The organism is Streptomyces sp. NBC_00669 (assembly GCF_036226785.1).
In the GTDB taxonomy this organism is placed as follows: domain Bacteria; phylum Actinomycetota; class Actinomycetes; order Streptomycetales; family Streptomycetaceae; genus Actinacidiphila.
On sequence record NZ_CP109018.1, the window covers coordinates 1,351,314 to 1,374,385 of the forward strand.

General features: G+C 71.7%; 26 protein-coding genes. 9 read left to right on the plus strand and 17 right to left on the minus strand.

The genetic code is table 11. The annotated features are described in order from the left end of the window. Window positions 1–28: 28 nt before the first annotated feature. Both OG896_RS05365 and OG896_RS05370 read right to left on the minus strand, forming a co-directional pair. A complete protein-coding gene (locus tag OG896_RS05365; RefSeq protein WP_329362874.1) occupies window positions 29–511 on the minus strand; it encodes an SRPBCC domain-containing protein in 483 nt (160 codons plus the stop codon). A 154-nt stretch (window positions 512–665) separates the two neighbouring features. Continuing rightward, window positions 666–1,160 carry a type II toxin-antitoxin system PemK/MazF family toxin gene (locus OG896_RS05370; protein WP_329362876.1) on the minus strand — a complete coding sequence of 165 codons (495 nt, stop codon included), beginning with the start codon at window positions 1,158–1,160 and terminating at the stop codon, window positions 666–668. A 181-nt stretch (window positions 1,161–1,341) separates the two neighbouring features. On the opposite strand from OG896_RS05370, the gene OG896_RS05375 reads away from it, so the two are divergent. Further along, on the plus strand, window positions 1,342–2,028 hold the full coding sequence (locus OG896_RS05375; RefSeq protein WP_329362878.1) for a DUF5753 domain-containing protein: 687 nt from the start codon (window positions 1,342–1,344) through the stop codon (window positions 2,026–2,028). 74 nt (window positions 2,029–2,102) lie between these two features. Here OG896_RS05375 and OG896_RS05380 read toward each other — a convergent pair whose 3' ends face one another. Both OG896_RS05380 and OG896_RS05385 read right to left on the minus strand, forming a co-directional pair. Next, window positions 2,103–2,981, minus strand: coding sequence for a fructosamine kinase family protein (locus tag OG896_RS05380; RefSeq protein ID WP_329362880.1), 879 nt, complete (start codon window positions 2,979–2,981; stop codon window positions 2,103–2,105). Window positions 2,982–3,031: 50 nt separating this feature from the next. Then, window positions 3,032–3,505 carry a low molecular weight protein-tyrosine-phosphatase gene (locus tag OG896_RS05385; RefSeq protein ID WP_329362882.1) on the minus strand — a complete coding sequence of 158 codons (474 nt, stop codon included), beginning with the start codon at window positions 3,503–3,505 and terminating at the stop codon, window positions 3,032–3,034. A gap of 163 nt (window positions 3,506–3,668) precedes the next feature. Between OG896_RS05385 and OG896_RS05390 the strand changes: the two genes are divergently transcribed. From OG896_RS05390 to OG896_RS05405, 4 genes are all read left to right on the plus strand, one after another. Beyond that, window positions 3,669–4,634, plus strand: coding sequence for an intradiol ring-cleavage dioxygenase (locus tag OG896_RS05390; protein ID WP_329362884.1), 966 nt, complete (start codon window positions 3,669–3,671; stop codon window positions 4,632–4,634). A gap of 156 nt (window positions 4,635–4,790) precedes the next feature. Then, window positions 4,791–5,279, plus strand: a complete 489-nt coding sequence (locus tag OG896_RS05395; RefSeq protein ID WP_329362886.1) for a pyridoxamine 5'-phosphate oxidase family protein — start codon at window positions 4,791–4,793, stop codon at window positions 5,277–5,279. Window positions 5,280–5,450: 171 nt separating this feature from the next. Next, window positions 5,451–6,395 (plus strand): C45 family peptidase, encoded by a 945-nt coding sequence (locus OG896_RS05400; RefSeq protein WP_329362888.1) that lies wholly within the window; start codon window positions 5,451–5,453, stop codon window positions 6,393–6,395. Between the two features lie 229 nt (window positions 6,396–6,624). After that, window positions 6,625–7,158 (plus strand): VOC family protein, encoded by a 534-nt coding sequence (locus OG896_RS05405; protein ID WP_329362890.1) that lies wholly within the window; start codon window positions 6,625–6,627, stop codon window positions 7,156–7,158. A gap of 99 nt (window positions 7,159–7,257) precedes the next feature. Here the strand turns inward: OG896_RS05405 and OG896_RS05410 are convergent, their stop codons facing one another. Beyond that, window positions 7,258–8,766 (minus strand): FG-GAP repeat domain-containing protein, encoded by a 1,509-nt coding sequence (locus tag OG896_RS05410; RefSeq protein ID WP_329362892.1) that lies wholly within the window; start codon window positions 8,764–8,766, stop codon window positions 7,258–7,260. A 456-nt stretch (window positions 8,767–9,222) separates the two neighbouring features. Between OG896_RS05410 and OG896_RS05415 the strand changes: the two genes are divergently transcribed. After that, the gene (locus OG896_RS05415) at window positions 9,223–12,630 is read left to right on the plus strand and encodes an Ig-like domain-containing protein (protein WP_329362894.1); all 3,408 of its coding nucleotides are present in this window, start codon (window positions 9,223–9,225) and stop codon (window positions 12,628–12,630) included. Between the two features lie 197 nt (window positions 12,631–12,827). Here OG896_RS05415 and OG896_RS05420 read toward each other — a convergent pair whose 3' ends face one another. Then, on the minus strand, window positions 12,828–14,069 hold the full coding sequence (locus tag OG896_RS05420; protein ID WP_329362138.1) for an IS4 family transposase: 1,242 nt from the start codon (window positions 14,067–14,069) through the stop codon (window positions 12,828–12,830). Window positions 14,070–14,453: 384 nt separating this feature from the next. Here OG896_RS05420 and OG896_RS05425 point away from each other — a divergent pair, with 384 nt between their 5' ends. Beyond that, window positions 14,454–14,960: a hypothetical protein gene (locus OG896_RS05425; protein ID WP_329362896.1), complete on the plus strand. Its 507-nt coding sequence runs from the start codon at window positions 14,454–14,456 to the stop codon at window positions 14,958–14,960. Between the two features lie 133 nt (window positions 14,961–15,093). Here the strand turns inward: OG896_RS05425 and OG896_RS05430 are convergent, their stop codons facing one another. The 5 genes from OG896_RS05430 to OG896_RS05450 form a co-directional block, all read right to left on the minus strand. Further along, window positions 15,094–15,687 carry an RICIN domain-containing protein gene (locus OG896_RS05430; RefSeq protein ID WP_329362899.1) on the minus strand — a complete coding sequence of 198 codons (594 nt, stop codon included), beginning with the start codon at window positions 15,685–15,687 and terminating at the stop codon, window positions 15,094–15,096. A 256-nt stretch (window positions 15,688–15,943) separates the two neighbouring features. Then, a complete protein-coding gene (locus tag OG896_RS05435) occupies window positions 15,944–16,546 on the minus strand; it encodes a hypothetical protein (RefSeq protein WP_329362901.1) in 603 nt (200 codons plus the stop codon). Then, window positions 16,543–17,208 carry an RNA polymerase sigma factor gene (locus tag OG896_RS05440; protein ID WP_329362903.1) on the minus strand — a complete coding sequence of 222 codons (666 nt, stop codon included), beginning with the start codon at window positions 17,206–17,208 and terminating at the stop codon, window positions 16,543–16,545. The genes OG896_RS05435 and OG896_RS05440 overlap by 4 nt, the downstream gene beginning before the upstream one ends. A gap of 293 nt (window positions 17,209–17,501) precedes the next feature. Beyond that, entirely contained in the window at window positions 17,502–18,161 is a 660-nt protein-coding gene (locus OG896_RS05445) for a hypothetical protein (protein ID WP_329362905.1), read from the minus strand. 210 nt (window positions 18,162–18,371) lie between these two features. Then, window positions 18,372–18,794, minus strand: coding sequence for a winged helix-turn-helix transcriptional regulator (locus tag OG896_RS05450; RefSeq protein ID WP_329362906.1), 423 nt, complete (start codon window positions 18,792–18,794; stop codon window positions 18,372–18,374). 268 nt (window positions 18,795–19,062) lie between these two features. Between OG896_RS05450 and OG896_RS05455 the strand changes: the two genes are divergently transcribed. Continuing rightward, entirely contained in the window at window positions 19,063–19,719 is a 657-nt protein-coding gene (locus tag OG896_RS05455; RefSeq protein WP_329373726.1) for an FMN-dependent NADH-azoreductase, read from the plus strand. Window positions 19,720–19,856: 137 nt separating this feature from the next. Beyond that, window positions 19,857–20,570, plus strand: a complete 714-nt coding sequence (locus OG896_RS05460) for an SDR family NAD(P)-dependent oxidoreductase (protein WP_329362907.1) — start codon at window positions 19,857–19,859, stop codon at window positions 20,568–20,570. Window positions 20,571–20,663: 93 nt separating this feature from the next. On the opposite strand, the gene OG896_RS05465 is transcribed toward OG896_RS05460, so the two are convergent. The 6 genes from OG896_RS05465 to OG896_RS05490 all read right to left on the minus strand — a co-directional run bounded on the left by OG896_RS05465 (window position 20,664) and on the right by OG896_RS05490 (window position 23,061). Continuing rightward, entirely contained in the window at window positions 20,664–20,873 is a 210-nt protein-coding gene (locus tag OG896_RS05465) for a DUF397 domain-containing protein (protein WP_329362908.1), read from the minus strand. A 107-nt stretch (window positions 20,874–20,980) separates the two neighbouring features. Continuing rightward, window positions 20,981–21,187, minus strand: coding sequence for a DUF397 domain-containing protein (locus OG896_RS05470; protein ID WP_443057230.1), 207 nt, complete (start codon window positions 21,185–21,187; stop codon window positions 20,981–20,983). A gap of 158 nt (window positions 21,188–21,345) precedes the next feature. Next, window positions 21,346–21,555, minus strand: a complete 210-nt coding sequence (locus OG896_RS05475; protein ID WP_329362912.1) for a DUF397 domain-containing protein — start codon at window positions 21,553–21,555, stop codon at window positions 21,346–21,348. 95 nt (window positions 21,556–21,650) lie between these two features. Further along, complete coding sequence (locus OG896_RS05480; protein WP_329362914.1) at window positions 21,651–21,860, minus strand: DUF397 domain-containing protein; 210 nt, start codon at window positions 21,858–21,860, stop codon at window positions 21,651–21,653. Between the two features lie 155 nt (window positions 21,861–22,015). Next, a complete protein-coding gene (locus OG896_RS05485; protein WP_329362917.1) occupies window positions 22,016–22,225 on the minus strand; it encodes a DUF397 domain-containing protein in 210 nt (69 codons plus the stop codon). After that, window positions 22,222–23,061, minus strand: a complete 840-nt coding sequence (locus OG896_RS05490) for a helix-turn-helix domain-containing protein (protein WP_329362918.1) — start codon at window positions 23,059–23,061, stop codon at window positions 22,222–22,224. Before OG896_RS05490 ends, OG896_RS05485 begins: the two co-directional genes overlap by 4 nt. Between the last annotated feature and the right edge of the window lie 11 nt (window positions 23,062–23,072).

Genomic DNA, 23,072 nt, shown 5'->3' on the forward strand with positions numbered 1-23,072 from the left:
GCAGTTCCCCGGGTACGTCCCCGGGCCGTCAGCCGGGGTCGGCCTCCACGAGTGCGGCGAGGTTCGCCAGCGCCATCCGCGTGCCGGTCTCGTTGTCGGTGGCGGGCACACCGTCGGGGATGCCCTCGTGCACGACCAGCACCTCGGTGCCGCCGCGCCCGTCGGCGCCCGCACCCGCGTCGGTCAGCGTGGTCGTCATCCTCATCACACCGTGGAAGCGGGCCTCGCCCGTCTCGAACTCGAACTCCTCCACCACTTCCTCGCCGGGCACGAGCCGCACGAACCGGCCGTGGTACGTGTCCGTGCGCGCCTCGGACTTGCCGCTCGCGGCGGGCGCGTCATAGGTGAGCGAGATCCGGAACGCGCCCCCCTCGCGGGCGTCGAACGCGTGCACCTCGCTGCGCATGCCGTCCGGCACCCGCCACTTCGCCAGCGCCTCCGCGTCGACCAGCGCCGCGTAGACGTCCGCGCGCGGCGCGTTCACATGACCGGCCACCCGAGTGGTGTACATGCCCGCACTCTACGGCCGCGCGCGCTGCGGACGGCAGTACGCGCCCCGCGTGCCGCGCCGCGGACCGGACGGCGGCGCGGCCACCGGCGGGACCACGGCGGGATCACGGCGGGATCACGACACGACCGGCGCCCCGGCTCCTCAGCGCAACTCCTCAGCGCAGCTTGAGCTTCTTCATGAACCCGGCGTCCACCGCGCCGGCATGGCGGCGGAACGCCGGCAGCGGGACGTCCCGCAGCTCGCCGGTCTCCAAGTAGCTCTGCCGGCCCGCCGCGTCGTCCACCGTGCCCGCGGGCAGCGCCAGCACGCCGGGGAGTTCGCCGTGCCGCTTCGTGGTGATCTTGGCGACCCGCGCGGAGGTCCCCCGCACCGTCAGTACCAGGCAGGGCCGGTCCTTGGACCCGGGCCCGTCCTCGAAGGGCACCTCCGCCCACCACACCTCGCCCCTGCGCGGCACCCGGTCGGCGCCCCGACTCCCTTGCCCGGAAGGCGACTTGGGGCCCGTACCGGCGCGCGGCTGCGGGCCCCGCGGCGGGCGCCGCCGGGTGCGCCGCGGCGGACGCCGCGACCTCGCCCGGCCGTCGATCAGCGCGGCGACCAGCGCCAGCGCCGCCACCGCGGCCACAGCCGCCCACATCCCGCCGCTCATCCCTCGCCCGCCTTCTCTTCACCCGGTTCTCTGCACCCGGTTCTCCGCACCCGACCCTGCCGACGAGTCTGCCCCACGCCCGCCGCACGCCCCGAACCCGCACCCGGGAGCCCTCCGCGCGCCCCCTCCGTCGCGGCCGTTTCGCGGACACGGCGGCCCCCACGATGCCACGATCGCCCGTATGCGGCCCTCTTCGGCGAACGACTCGCACGGTCCGGAGCGCTACGGTCCGGAGCGCTCGGAGCACCAGGACGGCTCCTGGCAGGCCCTGCTCCGGCAAGGAACCGGCCCCGTGCAGGAGAGTTTCCTCGACCTGGTCAGGAACACCCGGGACTACGTCGGGTACTCCCCCGACGTCGTCTGGGGGAACCTCCAGACGCCCGCCTACGCCACCGCGATGCTCCGGTTGGTCGTCGACTTCCACGAGATCCCCGACGACATCGAGGCCGGGGTCGCCGCACGGACCGCCCGCGCGGCGTACATCGGACGCGACGGCCGCACCTTCCATGTCCTGCTCGGCGAGCAGGCTCTGCTGACGAACATCGGCGGAGCCGGCGTGATGCGCGAGCAGTTGGAACACCTCGCGGGAGCCACCGTGCTTCCCGGGCTCACGCTCGGGGTCATCCCCGCCCGCGCCCGCCGCCACGTCCACCCCGGTGACGGCTTCGCCCTCTTCGACGACCGCCGCGCGGAGGTGGAGGGTTTCCGGGGCTCCGAGACGATCACCGATCCGGCCCGGCTCGCGGTGTTCCGCAAGGCGTTCGGCCTGCTGCGGCGGTCGGCGGTCTACGGGGCGGAGGCACGCGACCTGATCGCGCAGGCGGCGGAGGCGTTCGACCGCGACGGGTACGGCCCGCCCGACAGCTGACCGCTCCTCCGGCGGCGGCTCACCCCGACCAGGCAGGGCCCACCACGCAAGGCAGGGCCCACCCCCGGCAAGGCTCAGGCCGACAGCGCCGACAGCGCCGACCGGGCCGCCGTCAGGGCCTGTTCGCCGTAGCCGCGGCCGAAGAGCACCGTGTGGACCAGGAGCGGGAAGAGCTGGTGGAGGGGGACCCGGGAGCGCCAGCCGGCGGACAGCGGCGCGGCCTCGTCGTAGGCGGCCAGCACGCGTTCCAGGTGCGGGCAGCCGAAGAGCCGCAGCATCGCCAGGTCCGTCTCGCGGTGGCCGCCGTGCGCGGCGGGATCGATCAGCCAGGTGTCGCCGTCGGCGCCCCACAGGACGTTGCCGCTCCACAGGTCGCCGTGCAGCCGGGCGGGCGACTCGGCGGGCCCCGCGAGGTCGGGCAGCCGGTCGCAGACGCGTTCCACGACGGCCGCTTCGGCAGGCCGCAGCGTGCCGCGGTCGACGGCGAGCCGCAGGTAGGGCAGCACGCGGTGCTCGGCGTACCAGCGCGGCCAGTCGGGACCGGTCACGTCGCGCATCGGCGCGGTGCCGATGTACGCGTCCTCGGGGCCGCCGGGCGGCGGGGCGCCGAACGCGGGGGCGCCGGCGGCGTGCAGGGCCGCGAGGTCGCGGCCGAACCGGTCCGCGGCCCCGGCACCGGGCGGGCCGGTCGGGACCAGGTCGATGACCAGCCACGCGTCGTCGGCGCCCCGGACGGCCGGCACGCGCACCGTGCCCGTGTCGGCGAGCCAGCGCAGCCCGGCCGCTTCCGCGCGGGCCGCCCCGGGGCCGGCACCGCGTTTGGCCAGCACCACGGTGCCGTCGCCGAGCAGCAGTTCGGTGAGCGCGCCGGAACCGCCGCGCCCGCCGGTCACCGGCTGCCCGGTCAGCCGTGCCGCCGCGGCCCGGGCGGACTCGGGGTCGTCCCGGCTCACGCGCCGCGCCTCACGCCGGCCCTCGCTTTTTGCGCCTCACGCGCCGGCCCTCACGCGTCGAGGCGCTCGCGCACCCACGCGAGCAGGCCGGGGGTCGACGCCTCGATCATGTCCAGCACCTCTTCGAAGCCGTCGGGGCCGCCGTAGTACGGGTCCGGCACGTCCAGCCCGTCCGGGCCACCGGTCGCCGCCGGGTCGAACGACCGCAGCATCCGCACCCGCGACGGGTCGTCGACCAGCTTGCGCAGCGCCCTCTCGTGGCCGCAGTCCATCGCCAGGAACAGGTCCGCGTCCAGGTGTTCCGCGCCCACCTGCGCGGCGACGTGGTCCACGGGGTAGCCGTGCCGCTCCAGCACCTCCCCGGCGCGCGGGTCGATCGGGTCGCCGGCGTGCCAGGGCCCGATGCCCGCGCTCGTGACCCGAACCCGGTCCTCCAGGCCCTCCCGGCGCAGGTGTTCGGCGACCACCAGCGCGGCGGACGGCGACCGGCAGATGTTCCCGCTGCAGACGAAGCACAGATGCACGGCACCAGCGTACGGCCCCGCCCTCCCTCGTCCGGGCCCGGAACCGGCTCCGGAACCGACTCTGGAACCCTGGAAACCGGCTCCGGGAACCGGCTGCGGAACTGGCCGGATCTGGACGGTTGTTTCATATGGCGGTCACAGGACGGCTTTCTAGCCTCGCGCAATGACCAAACGAAGCCACGACGAACCCGACAACGCCGTCGTCTCCCAGGCACTGACCCGCCGCCGTGCGCTCGCTCTCGGTGGCGCGGGTGCCGTCGCGCTCACCGGCCTCGGTGCCACCGCGTACGCCGCCGACCGGTCCGCGTCCGGCGGTTCGGCGGCCGTGGCGGCCGCGAAGGCGAAGGCGCTGGCCACCACCGCGTGCATGCAGTTGACCAGCGAGCAGATCGAGGGGCCCTACTACCTCGACTACGAACTCTTCCGGAAGAACGTCGTCGAGGACCGCACCGGCATCCCCCTGCTGCTGGTCCTGCGCGCAGTGGACGCGTCGACCTGCGAGCCGCTGCGCGACTCGGCCGTGGAGATCTGGCACTGCGACGCCTCCGGGGTCTACTCCGGCTACACCCGGACCGGCAACGGCGGGGGTGGCGGCGGGGGCACGCCTCCGACCGACCCGCCGCCCACCGGCACGCCTCCGCCCGGCGGTGGTGGCGGTGGGCACGCCACCCCGACGGACGACCTCACCTGGCTGCGCGGCATCCAGATGACCGACCACCAGGGCTTCGTCACCTTCCGGACGGTCTTCCCGGGCTGGTACTCCGGTCGTGCCGTCCACGTCCACACCAAGGTGCACACCGGCGGCACCCGCACGTCCACCGCGTACACCGGTGGCCGCACCTGCCACACCGGGCAGTTCTACTTCGCCGAGAGCGCGGTCACCGCGACCACGGGTGTGACCCCCTACTCGGCGAACACCGTCACGCGGGTCACTCTCGACCAGGACAGCATCTACCCGGGCACCGGCACCGAGGGCGGACTGCTCAAGCTCGTCTACGACCCCCGGCACATCCAGCGCGGCGTCGTCGGCTACCTCACCATGGCCGTGGACCCCGCCGCCACCAACGACGGCGAGGGCGCTCCCGGCGGCGGCCCCACCCCCACCGCCTCCCCGACCGACACCGCCTGACAGCGCCCGACCGTCCCGCGCCCGGGACCGCGGTTCCCCGCATGGCGTGGCGGACCGCCCCCGGTGCGTCGGGGCCGATGTCGAGAACGGGGGATCAGTACCGTCCCTGGTACGAGCGCGGCGAGTGGCGCCGCGTCTGACCGGAAGGACGCCGTGATGGATCAGCACGCCATCGACACCGAACTGGCCGACGCGGCGGAACTGCTCGACGCGGCCTCCTCGGGCCACCTCGCCTACACCGCGAAGGACGGCACGCCTCGGGTGGTCCTGGTCGGCATCTACTGGACCGGCGAGCAGTTCGTGATCTCCACGGCCGCCTCGGCGCCCAAGGTCGCGGCGCTGCAAGCCCATCCGACCGTCGCCCTGGCCGTCGACGCGGGCGGCACCCCGGACCAGGCCCGGGCCCTGTCGGTACGCGGACGGGTGGACGTCCGTATCGTCGACGGCGTGGTCGAGGAGTACCTCGCCGCGGCCCGCAAGAGCATGGACGCCGAGGCCGCCGCGCAGTTCGAGCAGAACTGCCGTGACCTGTACGACCGGATGGCGCGCATCGCGATCACCCCGACCTGGGCCCGCTACTACGACTTCGGCGCCGGCCGGGTGCCGAAGTTCCTCCAGGACCTCGCCGAGCGCGGCGGTCAGTAGGCGCGCGGTGCGGCGTGGGTCGGGAGGGCACGCCCGGTCCTCAGCGTGGTCACCGCCGACCGCACCACCGGGTCCGGCTCCCTGATCGACGCGATCGTGCGCCTGGTGATTCACCCCGCAATTGACTAGGTTGCCCTCACCTCGTCGGATTCTCCCAGGGGAGCGGCAGCCGTGCGGCAACAGCACAAGACCTTCCAGGCGATAGCGGTCGGCGACGGCGGCGACGGGCGGTGGGCCGCCCACGCCCGGGCCCTGTGGCGGGAGATGGCGGGCCTGCTGACCGCGGAGGGCCGGACTCCGCAGGGCGCGGACCGCGTTGGGACGCTCTTCCGTGCGCACATGCCGGAACTGGTCCCGGTGCTGGACCGCCTGGCCGGCCAACTCGACCGGCCCGACGCGGAAGCCTTCCTCACCCACGCGGCGCTGCGGCCGTTCACCCAGTCCTGCACCCAGATCGGCCGGAACGGCACTCTGCTGCGCAACTACGACCTGCCGCCCGACCAGTGCGAGGGGACCATCGTCTCCTCCTGCTTCCTGCGCCCCGTGATCGGGATGCAGGACGTGCTGTGGGGCTTGCTGGACGGGATGAACGACGCCGGTCTCGCGGTCTCGCTCACTTGGGGCGGACGTTCCGTCTACGGACGCGGCTTCGCCGTTCTCATCGTGGTGCGCTACCTGCTGGAGACGTGCGACACCGTCGATGAGGCGGTCGACAGGCTGCGGTCCTTGCCGATCGCCGTCCCGCAGAACCTCACCCTCCTCGATGCCGTGAAGGCGGTGACGGTGTTCGTGGGGCCGGACATGTCACCGATGGTGGCGCCCGACGCCTGCGCCGCCAATCACCAGCACCTGCCGGTGACCGACGAACAGGAGCGGGCCTTGCGGACGCAGGAGCGGCTGCGCGCCATTCGCGCCGCGGGTGCGGACGTGGCCGCGATGCTGAAGCCGCCGCTGTACCGATCCGTCGACGACCAAGGGTCCAGAACGCTCTACACCGCCCACTACCGGCCCGCCGAAGGCCGCGTGACGTACCACTGGCCCGGCGAGTCCTGGCAGCAGTCCTTCGGCAACTTCACACCCGGGTCCCGCACCGTGACCCTGGGCCGGTCCGGCTGAGAGGCTTTCCGGCCCCCGCTCACCCCGGCACGGACAAGGTCAACTCCGGGTGGGGACGGGGCATCCCCGCTGCCTCGGGCCGGGCCGATGCCGACGCGCGGGCGGGGGTGAGCGGGCGGGGGTGAGGGGCACCGGGCCGCGACCCCGACTCGCCGCCCTTGAGGACCGAAACTGACCTGGTTCGCCCCTACGGTCGCTGTCGGCAGCAACCATCAGCGAGAGGACAGCGATGCCCGAGCAGACCAGCAACGCCCCGGAGGGCTACACCACCGTCGCGCCTTGGGTCGTCACCGACGACACGGGGGCCTTCCTCGACTTCGTGACCCAGGCGTTCGGAGGCGAGGAGCTGGGGCGGGTGTCGACCGAGGACGGATTGATCGGTCACGCCGAGATCCGGGTCGGCGACACCGTCGTGCTGGCCTTCGACCGGCACGCGGACTGGCCCGCCATGCCGAGCCTGTTGCGCGTGTTCGTCGCCGACGCGGACCAGGCGTTCTCACGAGCCCTCGCGGCCGGCGGCCAGGTCGTCACTTCCCTGGCCGACGACGCCTTCGGCCAGCGCGGCGGGCGGATCAAGGACCCGTTCGGCAACATCTGGTGGGTGGTCGGCCTCGTCGAGGACGTCGCGGAAAGCGAGATGTGGGAGCGCCTGGCGGACCCCGTGTACGCCGAAGTGATGCGCGTGGCTCAGGAGACGCTCGACGCGGAGCTCGGTGGCCGGCGCCAGGGAAGCAGCAGTGCGCCCGTGAGGACGACCGACTGACCGTTGTGACCGGCTCGTTCGGCTCCCTCGGCTCGTTCGGCTCCCTCGGCTGGTTCGGCTCCCTCGGCTGGTTCGGCTCCCTCGGCTGGTTCGGCTCGTTCAGCGGGCGAACCCGTAGCCGAAGGTGTTCGACTGGCTCGCCGGTCGGCCGATGTCGTCCGCGGTGATCGTTTGCGGGTGGGCGGTCCGCACGCCGCGTGCGCTGCCGCGCAGCACCGTCACGACCTGCTCGACGACGGTGGAGGCGGGTTGGCCGATGACGAGGTCGCCGTGGCCGTCGTGGTCCAGGTCGATGATGCGGAGGGCGGTGGCGTGACCGGGGATGGTCTGGGCGTGGCTGACGGTGAGGCCGTTCGGGCCGCCGTAGAGCACGACGACGGCCGGTTGCGCCTGACCGGACCCGCCGGACCCGCCGGACTGACCGGACTGACCGGACTCGCCGGAACCGCCCGGAGTGGTGGTGAAGGCGAGGTCGGCGTACCGGTCGTCGTTGATGTCGCCGACGGCCGCCGCGCGGCCCAGCTCGGCGTCCGGGCCGGTGCCGGCCTCGGGCAGACCGCGGGTGCTGACGTCGAACGCCTGCGGTGCGCGCGCGGGGATGCCGTGGGGGCCGCCGTAGTTGACGGTGACGCGGGAGCGGGGCGGCACTCCGCCGGTGTCCCCCTGGGTTTCGGGGAGCACGCAGTCGACGACGTCGGCGTGGCCGTCGCCGTTGAGGTCGGCGGTGTAGGTGGTGAGCGAGCCGTAGGTGCTGTGCACGTCCTTGCCGTCGGGCCCGGTCAGACGCGGGCCGCGGACGAGGCCGGACGCGGAGCCGTAGTAGATCACGGTGGCCTTCGGGGGGACGTCGTCGCCGTCGTCCTCCAACCACTGGGTGACGACGTCGTCGCGGCCGTCGCCGTTGAAGTCGCCGACCGCCAGCGGGATGCCGAGGTTGGGGTAGCTGGGCGGGCGCTTCGGTAGCTGGGGGGTGAAGGACACGGCCGCGGTACGGGCGGGCTTGCCGGTGCGGGAGAACGGGCCGTAGTCGATGGTGCCCCCGGCCGGGCCGTCGTCGGCCAGGAGCAGGTCGGGGTGGCCGTCGCCGTCGAAGTCCCCGGTGAGGGGTGCGCGGCCCTGCAACCGGGCGGCCGGCGCGGAGGCGGTGGCGCCGCCCCAGACGACGAAGACGGTGGAGCGGCCGGCCTGGGCGATGAGGTCGGCGCGACCGTCGCCGTCGAGGTCGGCCGAGACGGTCACCGCGCCGAATTCGCCGCCCGTCCCGGCGGGCCCCTGACCGATGCCGTTCTGCGTGAACACGGTGGCGTGGGCGGGGTCGGCGCCGGTGGCGGAGCCGGGGACGACGGCGAGGTATCCGGCGGAGGCGACACCGTCGATGGTGGCGTTGGCGGCGGCCACGACCAGGTCGGGACGTCCGTCGCCGGTGAAGTCCTCCGGCACGCCCGGGCCTTTGGCCGGGGGCTTGGCCGGTGACGTGGCCGGTGTCTTGGCGGTGGTCGCGGTCGGGGACGTCGCCGAGTGGGGCCGGCCCGTGCAGCCGAGCAGGCTCAGCAGGGCGGCTGCGGTGCCCGCGACCGCCACGGTGAACGCTGCTCTGCTTCTTCCCATGCCCCTCAGACCTCCGGCACGGCGGGAAGGTTGCCCCCGGTGTGCGGGCGCACCGCAGGCGACGCCCGCCCGCGTTCCGGGCGACCTCCGTCCCGGCCCGTCCGATCTCTCCCGCGAGAGCGGCCACATGCGCGGATACGGCCCGGATGCGGCCCGGATGCGTCCCACCCGTCAACACCCGGGATCGGGCGGCTCCTTCTGCCGCCCAGGGTCCGAACTCACCTGCTGGCGGCCGACATAGTGCGGCTTGCCCGGATGCCGCCTACGAACCTCCAGCCGGTTGTCGCCAACCCTCTTGACCCCTCAGAGGCGTCCCACTAGCGTCCTCCGCGAGCCGATACATCCGATGTATCAGCCGGGTTGCCGCGAGGCCGCTCCCACGTGATCACCGTATCGACCGAGACACCGGCCGACCTCTTCGGCCCACCGCACGCGCCTCTATCCAAGGAGCCGCACATGTTGCCTCGCACGTTACGCACCCATGCCCGGAGCAGCCGGATCGCGGGGGTCCTGGGCCTGGCCGCAGCCCTCCTGCTCGGCGGCGGACTGGTCCCGGCCGCGGTGGCGGCGTCGCCGACGAAGTCCCTCACGCTGTACGCCGCACCGTCGGGATCAGAGCCGGGTTCGGGGCCGGGGACGACATGCGAGAAGGCGTCCGCGCCCTGCTCGCTGACCGCGGCGAAAGCGGCCGTCCGCAAGGAAGTCGCCAAGCCGCACCCGGCGGACATCACCGTCGTCCTCGCCGACGGCACCTACCGCCTGGCGCACGGCATCGACTTCGGCCCGGCCGATTCGGGCAAGCCCGGCCACCCGGTCACCTGGCGGGCGGCCCCCGGGGCCCACCCGGTGATCTCCGGCGGCACCCGGGTCACGCGGTGGACGCACGCCAAGGGTTCCGACATATGGTCCGCCCCGGTGCCGGCCGGGACCCGTACGCGGCAGCTGTACGTCGACGGGGTGGAGGCGCCGGTCGCCCAGAAGACCCCGGCGCAGCTCGGCCTGAGCCTGACCTCGTGGGACAGGACGGCGTTCACCACGACCGGTTCCACCGCCACCTGGTTCTCGGATCTGGCCGCGCGGCTCAACGCGACGCAGCTGCACGAGATGCAGTTCGTCTACACGCCCGCACCGCCGATGGACTGGGCGACCGTGGAGTGCCCGGTGGCGTCGGTCGGCGCGGGCGCGAAGCCCGGCACCACCACGGTCGGCATGGCTCAGCCGTGCTGGAACAACGTCACGAACAAGCAGACCACCGTGTGGGGCGGCAACTCCTCGAACATCACCCCGTACAGCCTCGCCGCCGGAACTCCGCCCACGATGATCGAGAACGCCTACGCGCTGCTGAGCCCCGGGCAGTGGTACCTGGACGACTCCGCGGACCGGTTGTACTTCGAGCCCGCGTCCGGGCAGCGCGTGTCCGCCCTCGACGTGGAGATCCCGCGGCTCGAATCGCTCGTGAACGTCGCCGGGACGCTGGCCCACCCCGTGCACGACCTCACGTTCCGCGGCATCACGTTCAGCACGGCGACCTGGAACCAGCCCTCGACCCCGACCGGGTTCGCCCAGGTGCAGGACAACCTCATGGTCACCCAGCCGATCGCCAGGGACGCCGGCGGCGACGTGCTGCCGGCGAGCCAGGGCGAATGCCACTTCGGCGCACCGGCGGAGGGCAGTTGCCCGTGGGCCGCGTTCGATCAGCCGCTCGCGAACGTGCAGTTGACCGCGGCCCGGCACGTGACCTTCGACGGCGACCGGTTCAGCGACCTCGGGGGCATCGGGCTGGGAGTGAGGTACGGCAGCGACGACAACCTCGTGCGCGGCAGCGAGTTCCGCCAGATCGCGTCGAGCGCGATCTGGCTCGGCTGCTCCGGGGACCCGACCCCCGGCTCGGCCGACGATCCGGCCGCCACGGTGATCGCGGACTGCTCCGACAACCCGAGCGCGTCGGCCCACGACGACATCGGCGCCCACGGCGAGGGCGAGATCATGACCGGGAACGTGGTCGACGACAACGTCATCCACGACGCGGGCCTGGACTACATCGGGGCCGCGGGCGTGACGATGCTGTTCACCCGGCACACCACCATCTCCCACAACGACATCTTCGACATGCCCTACGACGGCATCACCTCCGGCGCGTGGCAGGGCCACCCGGACGCGGAGTCCCTGCCGGGCGCCAACCCGCCCGAGACCCTCGACCAGTACTGGAACCACACCACCAACATCAACGCCCACAACGCGATCACCGCCAACTGGTTCCACCGGAACATGCAGATGTTCGGCGACGGCGGCGACGTCTACACCGAAGGCCAGCAGGGCCCGACCGTCTACCGCGCGGACGGCTCGATCGACCAGCAGGCGTCGTACGCGCAGGGCCTGACGATCAGCGGCAACGTCGGTGACACCGACACCGTCCACAGTTCGTACTTCGTCGCGCCCGACGTCGGCTCGCAGTGGATCACGGTCACCGGCAACGTCGAGTGGAACTCGCACTACTCCATGTCGAGTCACTGGCCCACGAACAGCGCGTGCCGCAACGCGACCGTGGGCAACTGGCAGGCGGACCCCGACGACAGCCCCGACGCGGTGTGCATCGGCGCGAACACGGCGTTCCCCAGCCGGCCCGGCCCCGCCGACCTGGCGAGCACCATCAGCGGTCGGAGCGCCCGGGCCGTGCTCGGCGCGGCCGGGCCGCAGGGCGCCTACCAGGCCGTGGACGCCGCGCTGCCGGCCCGCATCACCTACTCCGGCACCTCCCCCGCGACGGCCGGCACCCCCGAGCAGGTGCTCGTCGCCGGCTCCGGGTTCTCGCCGTCCAAGGCGGTCTACGTCGGCGGGGTCCGGGTCTCGGGGACCGATCTGACCGTGCTCTCCAGCGGTTTCCTGATCGCGAACGTGCCCGCCGGCGCGGACCCGACGGACCTCTCGATCGGCCGCCCGCCGGCACCGGTCATCACCGACCCGGCACCGTTCGCCGCCCTGCCGAACTCGCCGACCCGCATCGCCGGTACGGGGCTGGCCGGAGCCACCGTCACGGTGACCGATCCGGACGCGGCACGCCAGGTGTGCACCGCCACCGTGGCGCCGAACGGCACGTGGGCGTGCGCTCCGGCGACCGCGTTCGGCAACGGCCTGCGGACCATCTCGGCGGTCCAGGCCGACCGGACCGGTACCTCGGCGCCGAGGACCGTCTCGGTGGTCATCGGGCCGCGCACGCTGAGCCTGACCGCCGAGGTCGGCTTCGGCGGCTCGTTCACGGACCACGCCTACGCTCCCGGCGCCGGCGAGGTCGCCCTCGGCACCATCGACCGCCGGGCCGGCACGGAGACGGTCCAGCCCGGTCAGGGCGTCGTGCTCAAGGGCGGCGACAACGCCGTGGGCTTCGCACCGGCCACCTCCTGGGGCGACGCCCGGCTGACGCGGAACTTCGTCGCCGACGTGAGGTTCACCCCGGCCGCCGGGACCGAACAGCCCTCGCTGGCCACGCTGTTCGCCGTGGGCGGCAACCTGTGGGTCCGCTACGGCGGCGGCCGGCTGACCTACGGCTTCGCTCCCGCCGGCGAGAGCAACCACACCGCGAGCGCTCCGCTGCCGGCGACCGGGCAGCAGCACGACCTCCGGATCGGCTGGGACGGCTTCGGCACCGTAGCGACCCTGCACGTCTTTCTCGACGGCGTCGAACTGCCCGCGGTCACCGGAGACGCCCCGCCCTCGACCCAGGTCCTCAACGACACGGTGGGCATCGGCAACGACGTCCACCCGGCGGCGCAGAGCCGCGGATTCGTCGGAACGATCGCCGGCTTCCGCATCGGAACCTACGACGGCCCGTTCGACCCGGCCCTCCTCACCGAACTGGGAGGCTAGGCCCAATACCGGTGATTTAGGTTATTTTCCGGCGGGTTGGGTTGGCTTTGGTCGGGCCGACCAGTTGGACGGTGGGGGTGTTGGGGCGGGGCGGGTGGTTGTGCTCGGCTCGTTTCAGTGCCCAGTTCGACATCTTGCGTTTGATGACGCGGGGGTTGGAGCGTGGCCGCCGTGCGGGTAGGGGCCGTTCGGTGATTTCACGCAGACTCTGTCTGAGTGTGTGGGTCAGGCGGGAGGGGGGAAAGTGCCGCCTGCCCGGTGACGTGGCGGCGGACGATGCGCAGGGTGCGGGTGAAGGAGATCCGGTCGGGGTCGTGTCCGGCGTGTATGGCGGCTTGATGCATGAGGTCCCGTAGGGCGTGGTGGACCAGCAGGAACGCGAAGATCTCCTGTTCGACCCCGCGGGGGTGCTGGGAGCGCAATACGATCCCGGGGCTGCCCTGATGGTTCTTGATCTCATCGAGTGTGTTCTCGATCTCCCAGCGCTGGGCGTAGAGGGCGGCGAGTTCGCCCGCCGGGGCGTCGGCGGGGTCGAGGATGGTGGTGATCAGCCGGTAGACGTCCCCGTCAGCCCCGCCCGGACCGAGCGTGTACTCGATCACTCGAACCTGTTCGGGGTCGGCTCGGCGGTGTTTGTCTCGGGTGGCGACGATCTGCGAGAGATAAGAGCCGTCCTCCAACGCGGCCAGGACCGGCAGCACGATGACGCTCCGCACCCGCCACAGCAGGTCAGCGCCTCCGGCCTTGGCCGCCCGCCACAGGTCCAAGCCGCAAAAACCCCGGTCGGCCAGTACGAGCATGTCCCCGGTCAAAGCAGGGAAGATCCGCCGGGCCAGGGCGGTCTCATGCACCGACAACGGGCCGGCCTCGGCCGCGAACACGGCATGGGTGCCGCACTCGGCCAAGGCCGCTACTCTCACCTGTGGATACGCGCTCCTGCCCTGCCCGCGGCTGCTGCCCGGACGCCCGAAGAACTCCGCGTTCGCGGCCGTGTCCGGCACGTCGAAGACGGTGCCGTCCACCGCGACCAGCCGCCACCGGCCATACCAGGCACCCGGGGTCCGCGGGACCGCCACCGGTCGGCAGACCCGGTCGAACAAGACCCGCAACGGCTCCGGCCCCAGCCGCAGACGCGCACGGCCGATCGCCCCGGTGGTCGGCACCCGCCAGGCCTTCACCCAACGGCCCTCACGCTCCAGCCCCTGCACCAACAACCGGGCCACCTCCTCGTAGCCCTGCCCGAAGAACAGGCACATCGCCAGGACGAAATACATCACCACCCGAGCCGGCAACAGCCGGTTCCGCTGCTCGACCCGACCACACTCGGCGACGACCTCGTCGATCAACTCGGGCGGGAAAGCCCGCGTGAGCACCCCCAACGCGATCCGATCCGAGAACCGCTCAACCCCCGACGACTTCACCTGTCCAGGCCTTGGCACACACCGACCAACGACCAGACACCACCAAAGTCACCAGTATTGGGCCTAGGCCGTGTTTTGGAAGTAGCGCCGTCCGCCCAAAGGGCGGGGCCCGTGGCGTCTGGTGCGTGCGATCGCAAGGCGGAGGGTTGTCCTCGTAGTGGGCCTACTCGGACAAGCCCGACAACGAAGCGAGCGTGCGTGCCAGGCGCCACGGGCCAGGCGGGACTTCCAAAACACGGCCTAGCCAACACCGGCAGCGACTGATCGGGCCGCCGAGGCGTGCGCGGGCGGGAGGCTGCCCGCGGTCGGGGCTTCGGCGGGTGTCCGTTTCCCGCCTCCCCGGGCGTATCGCGGCGGCACCGGCCCTGTCGGGGGACCTCCGCGTGGGGGCACAGTAGGACGATGGAATTTCGCGGTGACATCCAACTGGCCCTGCGGCTGCGGGAGAAGCACTACCGCCAGATCGAGAGCGCGTTCGACGCCGGCCGGCTCTCGGTCTACATGCTCGCCGAACCGGTGCCCGCACCAGCCCTCCTCGCGGAGTTCCACCTGATCGCGGAGGCGTACTACTCCATCGAGATCCGCTACAGCCCGTCGGCGCCCGGCGAGAACCCGTTACGAGTGATCACCTGGTACGACATCCCGGGGCAGCAGGAGATCACCCCGGAGAACGCCTTCGGGTTCCGGGCCGCGGAAGTCACCGCAGCGGATGCCGAGGTGGACGGCCGGAGCGTCACCGGCACCCTGGGCACCGCCGGTGAGTCCTGGGTCTGGTGGGCCACCGTGCGGGAGTCCCACCTCCTCGTCACCGGCCTCGGCGAGATGGGGCACCTCTCCCTCACCTCGACGGGCGACTTCGCCGCAGCCGTCGCCGGCGGAAAAGCCTTCACCGAACGGAATTTCCGGTGACCCGGTGCGCCACCGAGCGCGAACACGGCGCTGATCGCATGACCGCGCCCCGGCCGGCCGGGGCCGGACACGGGGCGCGGGTCGATCCGTCAGGTCGGTCCGTCAGGTCGGTCCGTCAGGTCGGTCCGTCGGTTCAGGTCCAGATGTCCCAGCCCTGGAAACCGTTGTCCTGGGAGGTGCCGTTGCAGGTGTAACCCCGCAGGAGGTCACCGTTGTTGGGTCCCGCGTTGGAGTCGTCCAGGCAGCGGCCGGTGGCGGCGTTCTGGAGCACCTGCTCGTAGAAGCCCTTCGCGGTCGTGCGGTTGACGATCCGCCAGCCCTGCCAACCAGCGGTGAAGCTTGGGGTGAGGCAGGGGAACCCGCGCAGGTAGTCCTTGCCGTCCGAGTGGGAGGAGTCGTCCAGGCACAGTCCGGTGGCGCCGTTCTGGAGCTGGGCGTAGCCGTTGGCCAGGGCGACCACCTTCCATTTCTGCCAGCCCCCGTCGTAGTTGCCCTGACCGCAGGGGAACCCGCGCAGCAGGTTGCCGTCCGCGACGCTGGCGTCGGACGAGTCGTCCACGCAGCGGCCGGTGTTGTCGTTGCCGCCGAGCTGGTAGCCCGGGCTGTTGAGGTCCCACCGGTCGATGTCCCCGTACGCCTGCGCGGTGCCGCCGGTGACGGCGATCCCCCCGAGGACGATCGTCGCGGCGAGAACGCCTTGCACGGTGCGTTTGGTGATGGTCCGCATGCCGGTTGAGCCCCCCGTGTGCGTGCGGAGGGCAGCTCTGTTGCTTCCCCCCGTCCACGGCGAGCCTACGGTCGTCCGCCGGCGGGCCGCAGAGACGAAATCCAGCCAACATGTCGCCTTTGCGAGGATTTCAAGGATCGGCCGCGCCGCGGGGCGGCCGCGCGACCGCATCGTCGCACCGCCAGGCTCCCCCGGCGCGGCCGCGACAGCGAGGACGGCGGCCGGCCGCCGGCCTCACCGCCGGGACGTACGAAGGTCAACGGGGAGTCGCCTGGGGGGAGTTGCTACGCACCACACGGCAGTCGTTCGGGTGAAGGACGCTCACGGCATAGACCTGCCTCTTGCCGAGCCGGATGCGCAGCACCTGGACCGTGTCGCCGCGGTGCAGATACTGCTTGGCGGACACACCGGCCACGGCTCCGTCCACCACGGCGCCGGCCTTGGACTTCTGCACGTCCGGGGCCGCCGCGAACGGCACGAACGAAGCACAGCCCACGCGACCGGCCTTGCCCTGCGGCTGGTAGATCTTGATCCCCGCCGCGCGAAGCTCGGACGTCAGCTTCGCAAGCTCCTCGGTGGTGTTCATGGGCTTGGCCTTGGCGTCGTAACTGATCTCCACCACGCCGTTCTTCTGCACATCGACCGCGTACGCGGGTGCCGCGCCGCCGCCGGGCAGCGCAACCAGGGCGGCGCCCGCGATCGCGGCGGCCGCCAGGCCGAACCCGGCGCAACGCGCGGTCACGGCGCGGCGCGCCGGGCGGACACGGAGGCGGTCGGCGGGCAACTCGTCCGTGGGGCGCCCCGCTTCACGGACGAGGGCGTCCCACAGCCGGTCCTCAAAACTTGTCGAGTCGTTCATGCTCTGCTCCTGGAGAGGTCGATCGACGCGGCCGAGGCGTCGAGTACGGCGGCCGTGCTACGGGTGAGCGGGGCGGCGGACGAACTCTCGTCCGACCGGGCCCCGGCGGCTTTGCGCAGTCGCGCGCGGGCGCGGTGCAGGGTGACGCGCGCGCTGACCGAGCTGATGCCGAGCGCACGGGCGGCCTCGGCCACGGTGAGCTGGTCGACGGCGACGAGCTCCAGCACGGCCCGTTGCTGCTCCGGCAGCCCTTCCATGGCCTCGACCATCGCGCGCCCCTCGTTCTCGGCGACGATCCGGTCCTCAACCCGCGCGATGTCGTCCGCGCCCAGCAACCGCCGCCCCGCGACACGGGAGTTGAGCACGTCCACCCGGTTCTTGCGGCGGTACTCCGCGGAGACGACGTGCCGCGCGACCCCGTACAGCCACGCTCGCTCATTGCGTGCGGCCGACCGGTAGGCGTCGCCGGAGTCGACGACGGCGAGGAAGATGTCGGCGACGACATCGGCGACGGTGTGCGGGTCGTCGAACCGCCGGCCCACGAACCGCGTCACGTCATCGACATGCCTGCGGTAGAAGCCCTCCAGGTCCTCCAGATCCCGTACACGCCCGCGTGCGGAGCTGCCCGCCGGATCACCCCGACGGCGTGCGGATATGTCCACTGAATCGCTTCCCCCTCTCGACGGCAGCCCGTCCGGCTCCCTCACCCCCTACGTGCGCATCCGGCCCGAAAGCGTTACAGCGGCACGAACCCGGGCTTGTCCCGCCGACGTACTGGCACGCGCAGATCCGCGGACACCCGCATGACGGACCTCCACCACCGGCCGCTCCGGCGACGGTCACCGCCGCCCACGGGCCCCGAGTGGCGGGGCCGTCATCCCGACTGGACGCGGTTCCTTGAGCTTCGGCTGCCCGGGCGGTGTTCGGCGCGACGCCGCCCGGGTCGTTCGGCTTCTTACAGGCCGCCGCGCTTGCTGGGGAACGTCTTCAGGACCGCCTCGACGTTGTCCGGGTGCTCGGGGTCGACCAGGTCGACGGGCTTGTCCAAGCGGTACAGATCCCCCCTGGCCGGGTACTGGGTGAGGGCCGCGGTGAGGACCATCGGCTCCTTGGTCACCAGGACGAGAGGCTCGCCGCCGTCCTTGGGCTCGAACACCGCCGAGAAGGAGAGCTCGTCGCGCTCCACGTACCTCGGGGGGAACTGCTGCGTGAGGGTGAGGGTGCTCCTCACGTCGACGTCGACGTCGTTCTGCTCGAACACGACGTAGTTGTACTTCCCGCTGTCGATCTCCGCGCTGACCTTGAAGCCGACCGTGCGCAGCCGGACGCTGTAGAGGGGGTCGTTCGGGTTGACGTCGACGCGCTGTTTGATACCCCCGCGGAAGTCCACGTGGTAGGTCGCGCCCTTGACCTCGAGTTCGCTGTTGATCGCGAGCATGGAGGAGGGGATCTCCGCGCCGATGGGCGGCAGCAATCCGCCGGCGCGGGCGGAGGCGCCGTCGGCCGGAGCGGTGGCGGGGGCCGCCGTGGCGGAGGCGCCGGCCAGCATCGGGCAAGCGGCGAGGGCGAGCACGGCCGCGACAGTGGCGAGGGCCGGGCGTTGACGTGAGGACATGAGGTGCGCTCCAAGATCCACTTGATCGGTCGCGAGTAGTGGACCCCAAGTGGCACGTCCAGGACGGGGATTCGTCCGCCGGTGGGCGAGTCCGGCGCCGCGACCGCGGCCAGAGCCGCGCCCCGAACCACCTCGCCCGCCGCGTCGCCCGCCGTCACCACGCCGCGTGGGTTCACGTCACCGCCGAGAAGTACCGGTGCGCGCAGGAGCTCAGGCGCGGGGGGAGGCTGAAGTGTCGGACTGGGCGCGGTTAGCGCGGATCTCGTCGTGGTGGTCGGCGACCCAGCCGATCAGCCGCATGACGATCTCGTGCAGGCCGCGGCCGAGCGGGGCGAGGGCGTACTCCACCCGCGGCGGCACCTCCGCGTAGGCGGTGCGCGTGATCAGGCCGTCGTCCCGGAGCTGGCGCAGCGTGTGGGTGAGCATGCGCTGGGAGATGCCGGGGATCTGACGCTGGAGGTCGGTGTAGCGCAGCGGGCCGTCCTCCAGGGCCGCGGTGATCAGCATGCTCCACTTGTCGCCGACCCGGTCGAGGACCTGCCGGATGAACGGCATGTGGTCGGCGGGGATGCTCGCGCACGGCCCGATCGCCGCCGCCATCTCCCCATCAGTGCTGTCCTGCATGGCGCCCATCCCTCTCCGTCGCGCACACCGGTGTGCCTTTTGTACCGGCCTCCATACTGGCGCATCATGGCGCTACGAACAAATGAGAGGAATTGGAGCTCGGGCCGTGAAGGCAGCGATCGAGGCAGAGGTCTGGGCCGAGATCACCTGCCCCCGGTACGGGCCGAGGTCACCTGCCCCCGGTACGGGCCGGGCGGCCACCGTGCCCCCCGGCCCGCCCCCGGCCCGCCCCCGACCGCCCTCCGATCCGGACATCCCGCTGAAAGGCGCCCACGCCATGTCGTACCTGCTGCACATCGACTCCTCCTCGCTCGGCGAGGCTTCCGTCTCCCGCCAGGTCGCCCGGTCCTTCCGCGACCAGTGGCAGGGCCCGGTCGTCCACCGCGACCTCGCCGCCTCGCCGGTACCGCACCTGACCGCCGCGGGAATCACCGCCGGCACCACCGACCCGGCCCGGCGCACTCCCGAGCAGGCCGCGGCCGCCGCGCTCCAGGACGAGCTGATCGAGGAGTTCCTCGGCGCCGGCGCGTACCTGTTCACCGTGCCGATGTACAACCTCTCGATGCCGTCGGTGTTCAAGGCGTGGCTGGACCAGGTCATCGTCCTGGACCGCACGATGAGCCACACCGGCACCTCCCCGGCGGCGGGCCGTCCCGCCGTGCTGATCTCCGCCCGCGGCGGCGGCTACGGACCCGGCTCCCCCAAGGAGGGCCTCGACTACGTGGTGCCCACGCTGGAGGCCGTTCTGGGGCACGACGACCTCCTCGGCCTGGACGTCACCACGGTGATACCCGAGCTGACCATGGCCCCGGTGGCACCGGCCCTCGCCCCGCTGCTTCCGCTGCACGAGGCGTCCATGGCCGCCGCCCACGACCAGGCCCGCCGCCTCGCCACGACCATCGCCACGACCATCAGCACGGCGCGTGCCGCATGACGTAACCGGCCCGCCTCAACCCGACGATGACCAGAACCCCCTGGCGTGGAACTCCCCGGGTTGACCCGCCCCCTCTCCCCCGTCATTCACCCTCATTCACCGCCGCTACCTACCGCAGTAGTTGGAGGAACACCCCCATGTCCAAAGTGATCGCGATCTTCGGCGCCGGCCCCGGTCTCGGCGCCTCCCTCGCCCGACGCTTCTCCGCCGAGGGCTTCCGCGTCGCCCTGGTGGCGCGTCGCAAGGACCGCCTCGACGCCCTCGTCGACCAACTCAGCGCCGAGGGCGTCGACGCCACCGGCTTCACCGCCGACCTCTCCGAACCCAAGGAGATCCCCGCCCTGATCGAGGCCATCCGCGAGCGGTTCGGCCGGATCGACGTGGTCGAGTACGGCCCGATCCCCAGCGTCCACTTCACCCCGGCCGCCGAACTCGACCCGGACACCCTCGTCCAGGGCATCCCACTGCTCCTGCTCACACCGCTGGCCGTCGTCCAAGCCGTGCTGCCGGAGTGGCAGAAACGCGGCGACGGCGCGTTCCTGATGACCACCGGCGCCACCGCGGTCCACCCCATGCCGAACGCGAGCGGGGTCGGCCCGCTGATGGCCGCCGCCCGCAACTGGCTCTACTCCCTCCACGGGGAACTCACCGAGTCGGGCATCTACGCGGGCACCCTCTCGGTCGCCGCGTTCATCGGAGGCAGCGAGGCGGCAGAGGCCGCCGGCGCGTCGGAGTTGGCGGCCTCGTTCCCGGTCGTCGACCCGGCCGAACTCGCCGCGCTCTACTGGGACATGTACACCGAGCGCGACCGCGTCGAGGAAGTCCACCCCGCGTTCAAGGCCGACGGCTGACGGGCCGCGTGACCGGCCGGTCTTCTCAGCGGTGCGGACTACGTGTACGGTCCGCACCGCCGCTCCACCGGATACGCCGGAGGCCCCGCCGGATCAGGCGAGGGGGAACTCCCCGGCCTTCACACCCGCCACGAAGGAGGCGAACGCATCAGCCGGAAAGGCCAGCACCGGACCGCCCGGGTCCTTGGAATCACGAACGGGGACGATGCCACGGGAGGCGGCAAGGTTGGCGGCCACCTCTACGCACTGGCCGCCGTTGGCGCTGTACGAGGACGTGAACCAACGGGGGGATTCGGTCGTCACGGGGTGCCCCTTTCGTAGCTGGTCGATCACGACCACATCCGCACCACATCCGCCACCTACAACAGCGTCTCCGCCTGTCGACGAATGGCGAGCGTCGCGAGAGTGGGTCAGGCGAGGGGGAACTCGCCGGCCTTCACACCCGCCACGAACAAAGCAAACGCATCAGCCGGGAAAGCCAACACTGGGCCACCCGGGTCCTTGGAATCACGGACAGGGACGATGCCACGCGAGGTGGCGAGGTTGGCAGCCACCTCAATGCACTCACCGCCGTTGCTGCTGTACGAAGACGTGAACCAACGCGGGGTCTCGGTCATCACGCAGCCGATGGTAGGCCCCCAGCATCGGCTCAACAGAGACGATTTCACGCTGGATTCGCCCCTGTTCCCGCCGCTCGGCGTAGGTGGCCCCAGCGCGTACGGCCCTGCTACCCGTGAGGGGTAGCAGGGCCGTTGATGCGTGATGCGCGAACGGGTCAGACGAGGGGGAACTCCCCGGCCTTCACACCCGCCACGAACGAAGCGAACGCGTCGGCGGAGAAGGCCAGCACCGGGCCACCCGGGTCCTTGGAATCACGGACCGGAACCACGCTACGCGAAGCGGCAAGGTTGGCGGCGACCTCGACGCAGGCGCCGCCGTTGTTGCTGTACGAGGACGTGAACCAACGGGGAGATGCGGTCGTCACGACGTGCCCTTTCGTAGCTGCTTGATCATGGCCACCGGCACCGCCTGCCACGGCGGTTCGGCGAACAGTCGATGGGTACGGGGTACGGGAACAGGTCACACGACGGGGAACTCGCCGGCCTTCACACCCGCCACGAACGAAGCAAACGCATCAGCCGGGAAAGCCAGCACCGGGCCACCCGGGTCCTTGGAATCACGGACGGGGACCACGCCACGCGAGGCGGCGAGGTTGGCGGCAACCTCGACGCACGCGCCACCGTTGCTGCTGTACGAGGACTTGAACCAACGCGGGGTCTCGGTCATCACGCAGCCGATGGTAGGCCCCCAGCATCGGCTCAACAGAGACGATTTCACGCTGGATTCGCCCCTGTTCCCGCCGCTCGGCGTACGTGGCTCCAGCGCATACGGCTCTGCTACCCGTGAGGGGTAGCAGGGCCGTTGATGCGTGGCGCGGGAACGGGTCAGACGAGGGGGAACTCGCCGGCCTTCACACCCGCCACGAACGAAGCGAACGCGTCGGCGGAGAAGGCCAACGCCGGGCCGCTCGGGTCCTTGGAGTCACGGACGGGGACCACACCGCGCGAGGCGGCGAGGTTGGCGGCGACCTCGATGCACTGGCCGCCGTTGGCGCTGTAGGAAGACGTGAACCAGCGGGGGGTTTCGGTCGTCATGGGGTGCCCTTTCGCAACTGGTTAATCATGGCCACCGACGCCGCCTGCGACAGCGCTTCGGCCTGGAGTTGATGGTAGGCCGTCAACATGGGGAGCACGAACGTACTTTCTCGATCAAGGTGCCCCTGTACCTGTGACTCGGCGTACGCAAGAACGGAGCGGTCGGCAAGCGTCAGCAGCGTAACCGGCCGGTTGAACGAGCGGCCTGCGCCTACGGAGAAGGGCGAGACGTGGATGATCCAGTTGGGGAGGGCAGCAACCTCGACTAGCCGTTGGAGCTGGGCTCGCATGTTCTCCGCGCCGCCAACAGCGTGGTGGAGGCAGCTCTCATCCATCACGACGATCACCAGGGGCGGGCGGGTCCTCACCAGCGCGGCCTGCCGGTCCATGAGGACGGAGACTCGCTCGGCGGCCTGACCTGTCGTGATGGAGCCGCGCTGAACCTCACCGTCCGCCAATGCCTTGGCGTATTCAGGCGTCTGCAACAGGCCCGGGATGATGCCGATTTCGAACAGCCGAAGCTCCACGGCCCGGCTCTCATAGCCGACGAACTCCGGGAAGCCCTCCAGCAGCGAGCCGTGCCGCATCTCGTGCCACTGGCGTTCGAACGAATCCGGTGATTCGGCGGTTCCCAAGGCAACGTCAGCCTTGCATGAGAAGGAGAGGGTTGGCGGCTTGCGACCAGTTTCAACCGCAGAAATATGCTGGCTGGAATATGCCAACGCTTCCGCCAGGTCTTCCTGCTTCCAGCCGCGGGCTTCCCGCACCCTGCGCAATCGGGCGCCGTAGGCCGCTCTTGGACTGCTCTCGGGGTTCAGCTCTTTGCGGTTGACCATGGGGCGCCCCA

What these genes read in the sequence shown, in the direction of transcription:
- OG896_RS05490 (WP_329362918.1), bottom strand. Translation starts at nt 23,061, where the DNA reads ATGGTCAACCGCAAAGAGCTGAACCCCGAGAGCAGTCCAAGAGCGGCC.
- OG896_RS05445 (WP_329362905.1), bottom strand. Translation starts at nt 18,161, where the DNA reads ATGTCCTCACGTCAACGCCCGGCCCTCGCCACTGTCGCGGCCGTGCTC.
- OG896_RS05410 (WP_329362892.1), bottom strand. Translation starts at nt 8,766, where the DNA reads ATGGGAAGAAGCAGAGCAGCGTTCACCGTGGCGGTCGCGGGCACCGCA.
- OG896_RS05470 (WP_443057230.1), bottom strand. Translation starts at nt 21,187, where the DNA reads ATGACCGAGACCCCGCGTTGGTTCACGTCTTCGTACAGCAGCAACGGC.
- OG896_RS05435 (WP_329362901.1), bottom strand. Translation starts at nt 16,546, where the DNA reads ATGAACGACTCGACAAGTTTTGAGGACCGGCTGTGGGACGCCCTCGTC.
- OG896_RS05460 (WP_329362907.1), top strand. Translation starts at nt 19,857, where the DNA reads ATGTCCAAAGTGATCGCGATCTTCGGCGCCGGCCCCGGTCTCGGCGCC.
- OG896_RS05455 (WP_329373726.1), top strand. Translation starts at nt 19,063, where the DNA reads ATGTCGTACCTGCTGCACATCGACTCCTCCTCGCTCGGCGAGGCTTCC.
- OG896_RS05370 (WP_329362876.1), bottom strand. Translation starts at nt 1,160, where the DNA reads ATGAGCGGCGGGATGTGGGCGGCTGTGGCCGCGGTGGCGGCGCTGGCG.
- OG896_RS05390 (WP_329362884.1), top strand. Translation starts at nt 3,669, where the DNA reads ATGACCAAACGAAGCCACGACGAACCCGACAACGCCGTCGTCTCCCAG.
- OG896_RS05415 (WP_329362894.1), top strand. Translation starts at nt 9,223, where the DNA reads ATGTTGCCTCGCACGTTACGCACCCATGCCCGGAGCAGCCGGATCGCG.
- OG896_RS05450 (WP_329362906.1), bottom strand. Translation starts at nt 18,794, where the DNA reads ATGGGCGCCATGCAGGACAGCACTGATGGGGAGATGGCGGCGGCGATC.
- OG896_RS05485 (WP_329362917.1), bottom strand. Translation starts at nt 22,225, where the DNA reads ATGACGACCGAAACCCCCCGCTGGTTCACGTCTTCCTACAGCGCCAAC.
- OG896_RS05430 (WP_329362899.1), bottom strand. Translation starts at nt 15,687, where the DNA reads ATGCGGACCATCACCAAACGCACCGTGCAAGGCGTTCTCGCCGCGACG.
- OG896_RS05365 (WP_329362874.1), bottom strand. Translation starts at nt 511, where the DNA reads ATGTACACCACTCGGGTGGCCGGTCATGTGAACGCGCCGCGCGCGGAC.
- OG896_RS05395 (WP_329362886.1), top strand. Translation starts at nt 4,791, where the DNA reads ATGGATCAGCACGCCATCGACACCGAACTGGCCGACGCGGCGGAACTG.
- OG896_RS05375 (WP_329362878.1), top strand. Translation starts at nt 1,342, where the DNA reads ATGCGGCCCTCTTCGGCGAACGACTCGCACGGTCCGGAGCGCTACGGT.
- OG896_RS05425 (WP_329362896.1), top strand. Translation starts at nt 14,454, where the DNA reads ATGGAATTTCGCGGTGACATCCAACTGGCCCTGCGGCTGCGGGAGAAG.
- OG896_RS05405 (WP_329362890.1), top strand. Translation starts at nt 6,625, where the DNA reads ATGCCCGAGCAGACCAGCAACGCCCCGGAGGGCTACACCACCGTCGCG.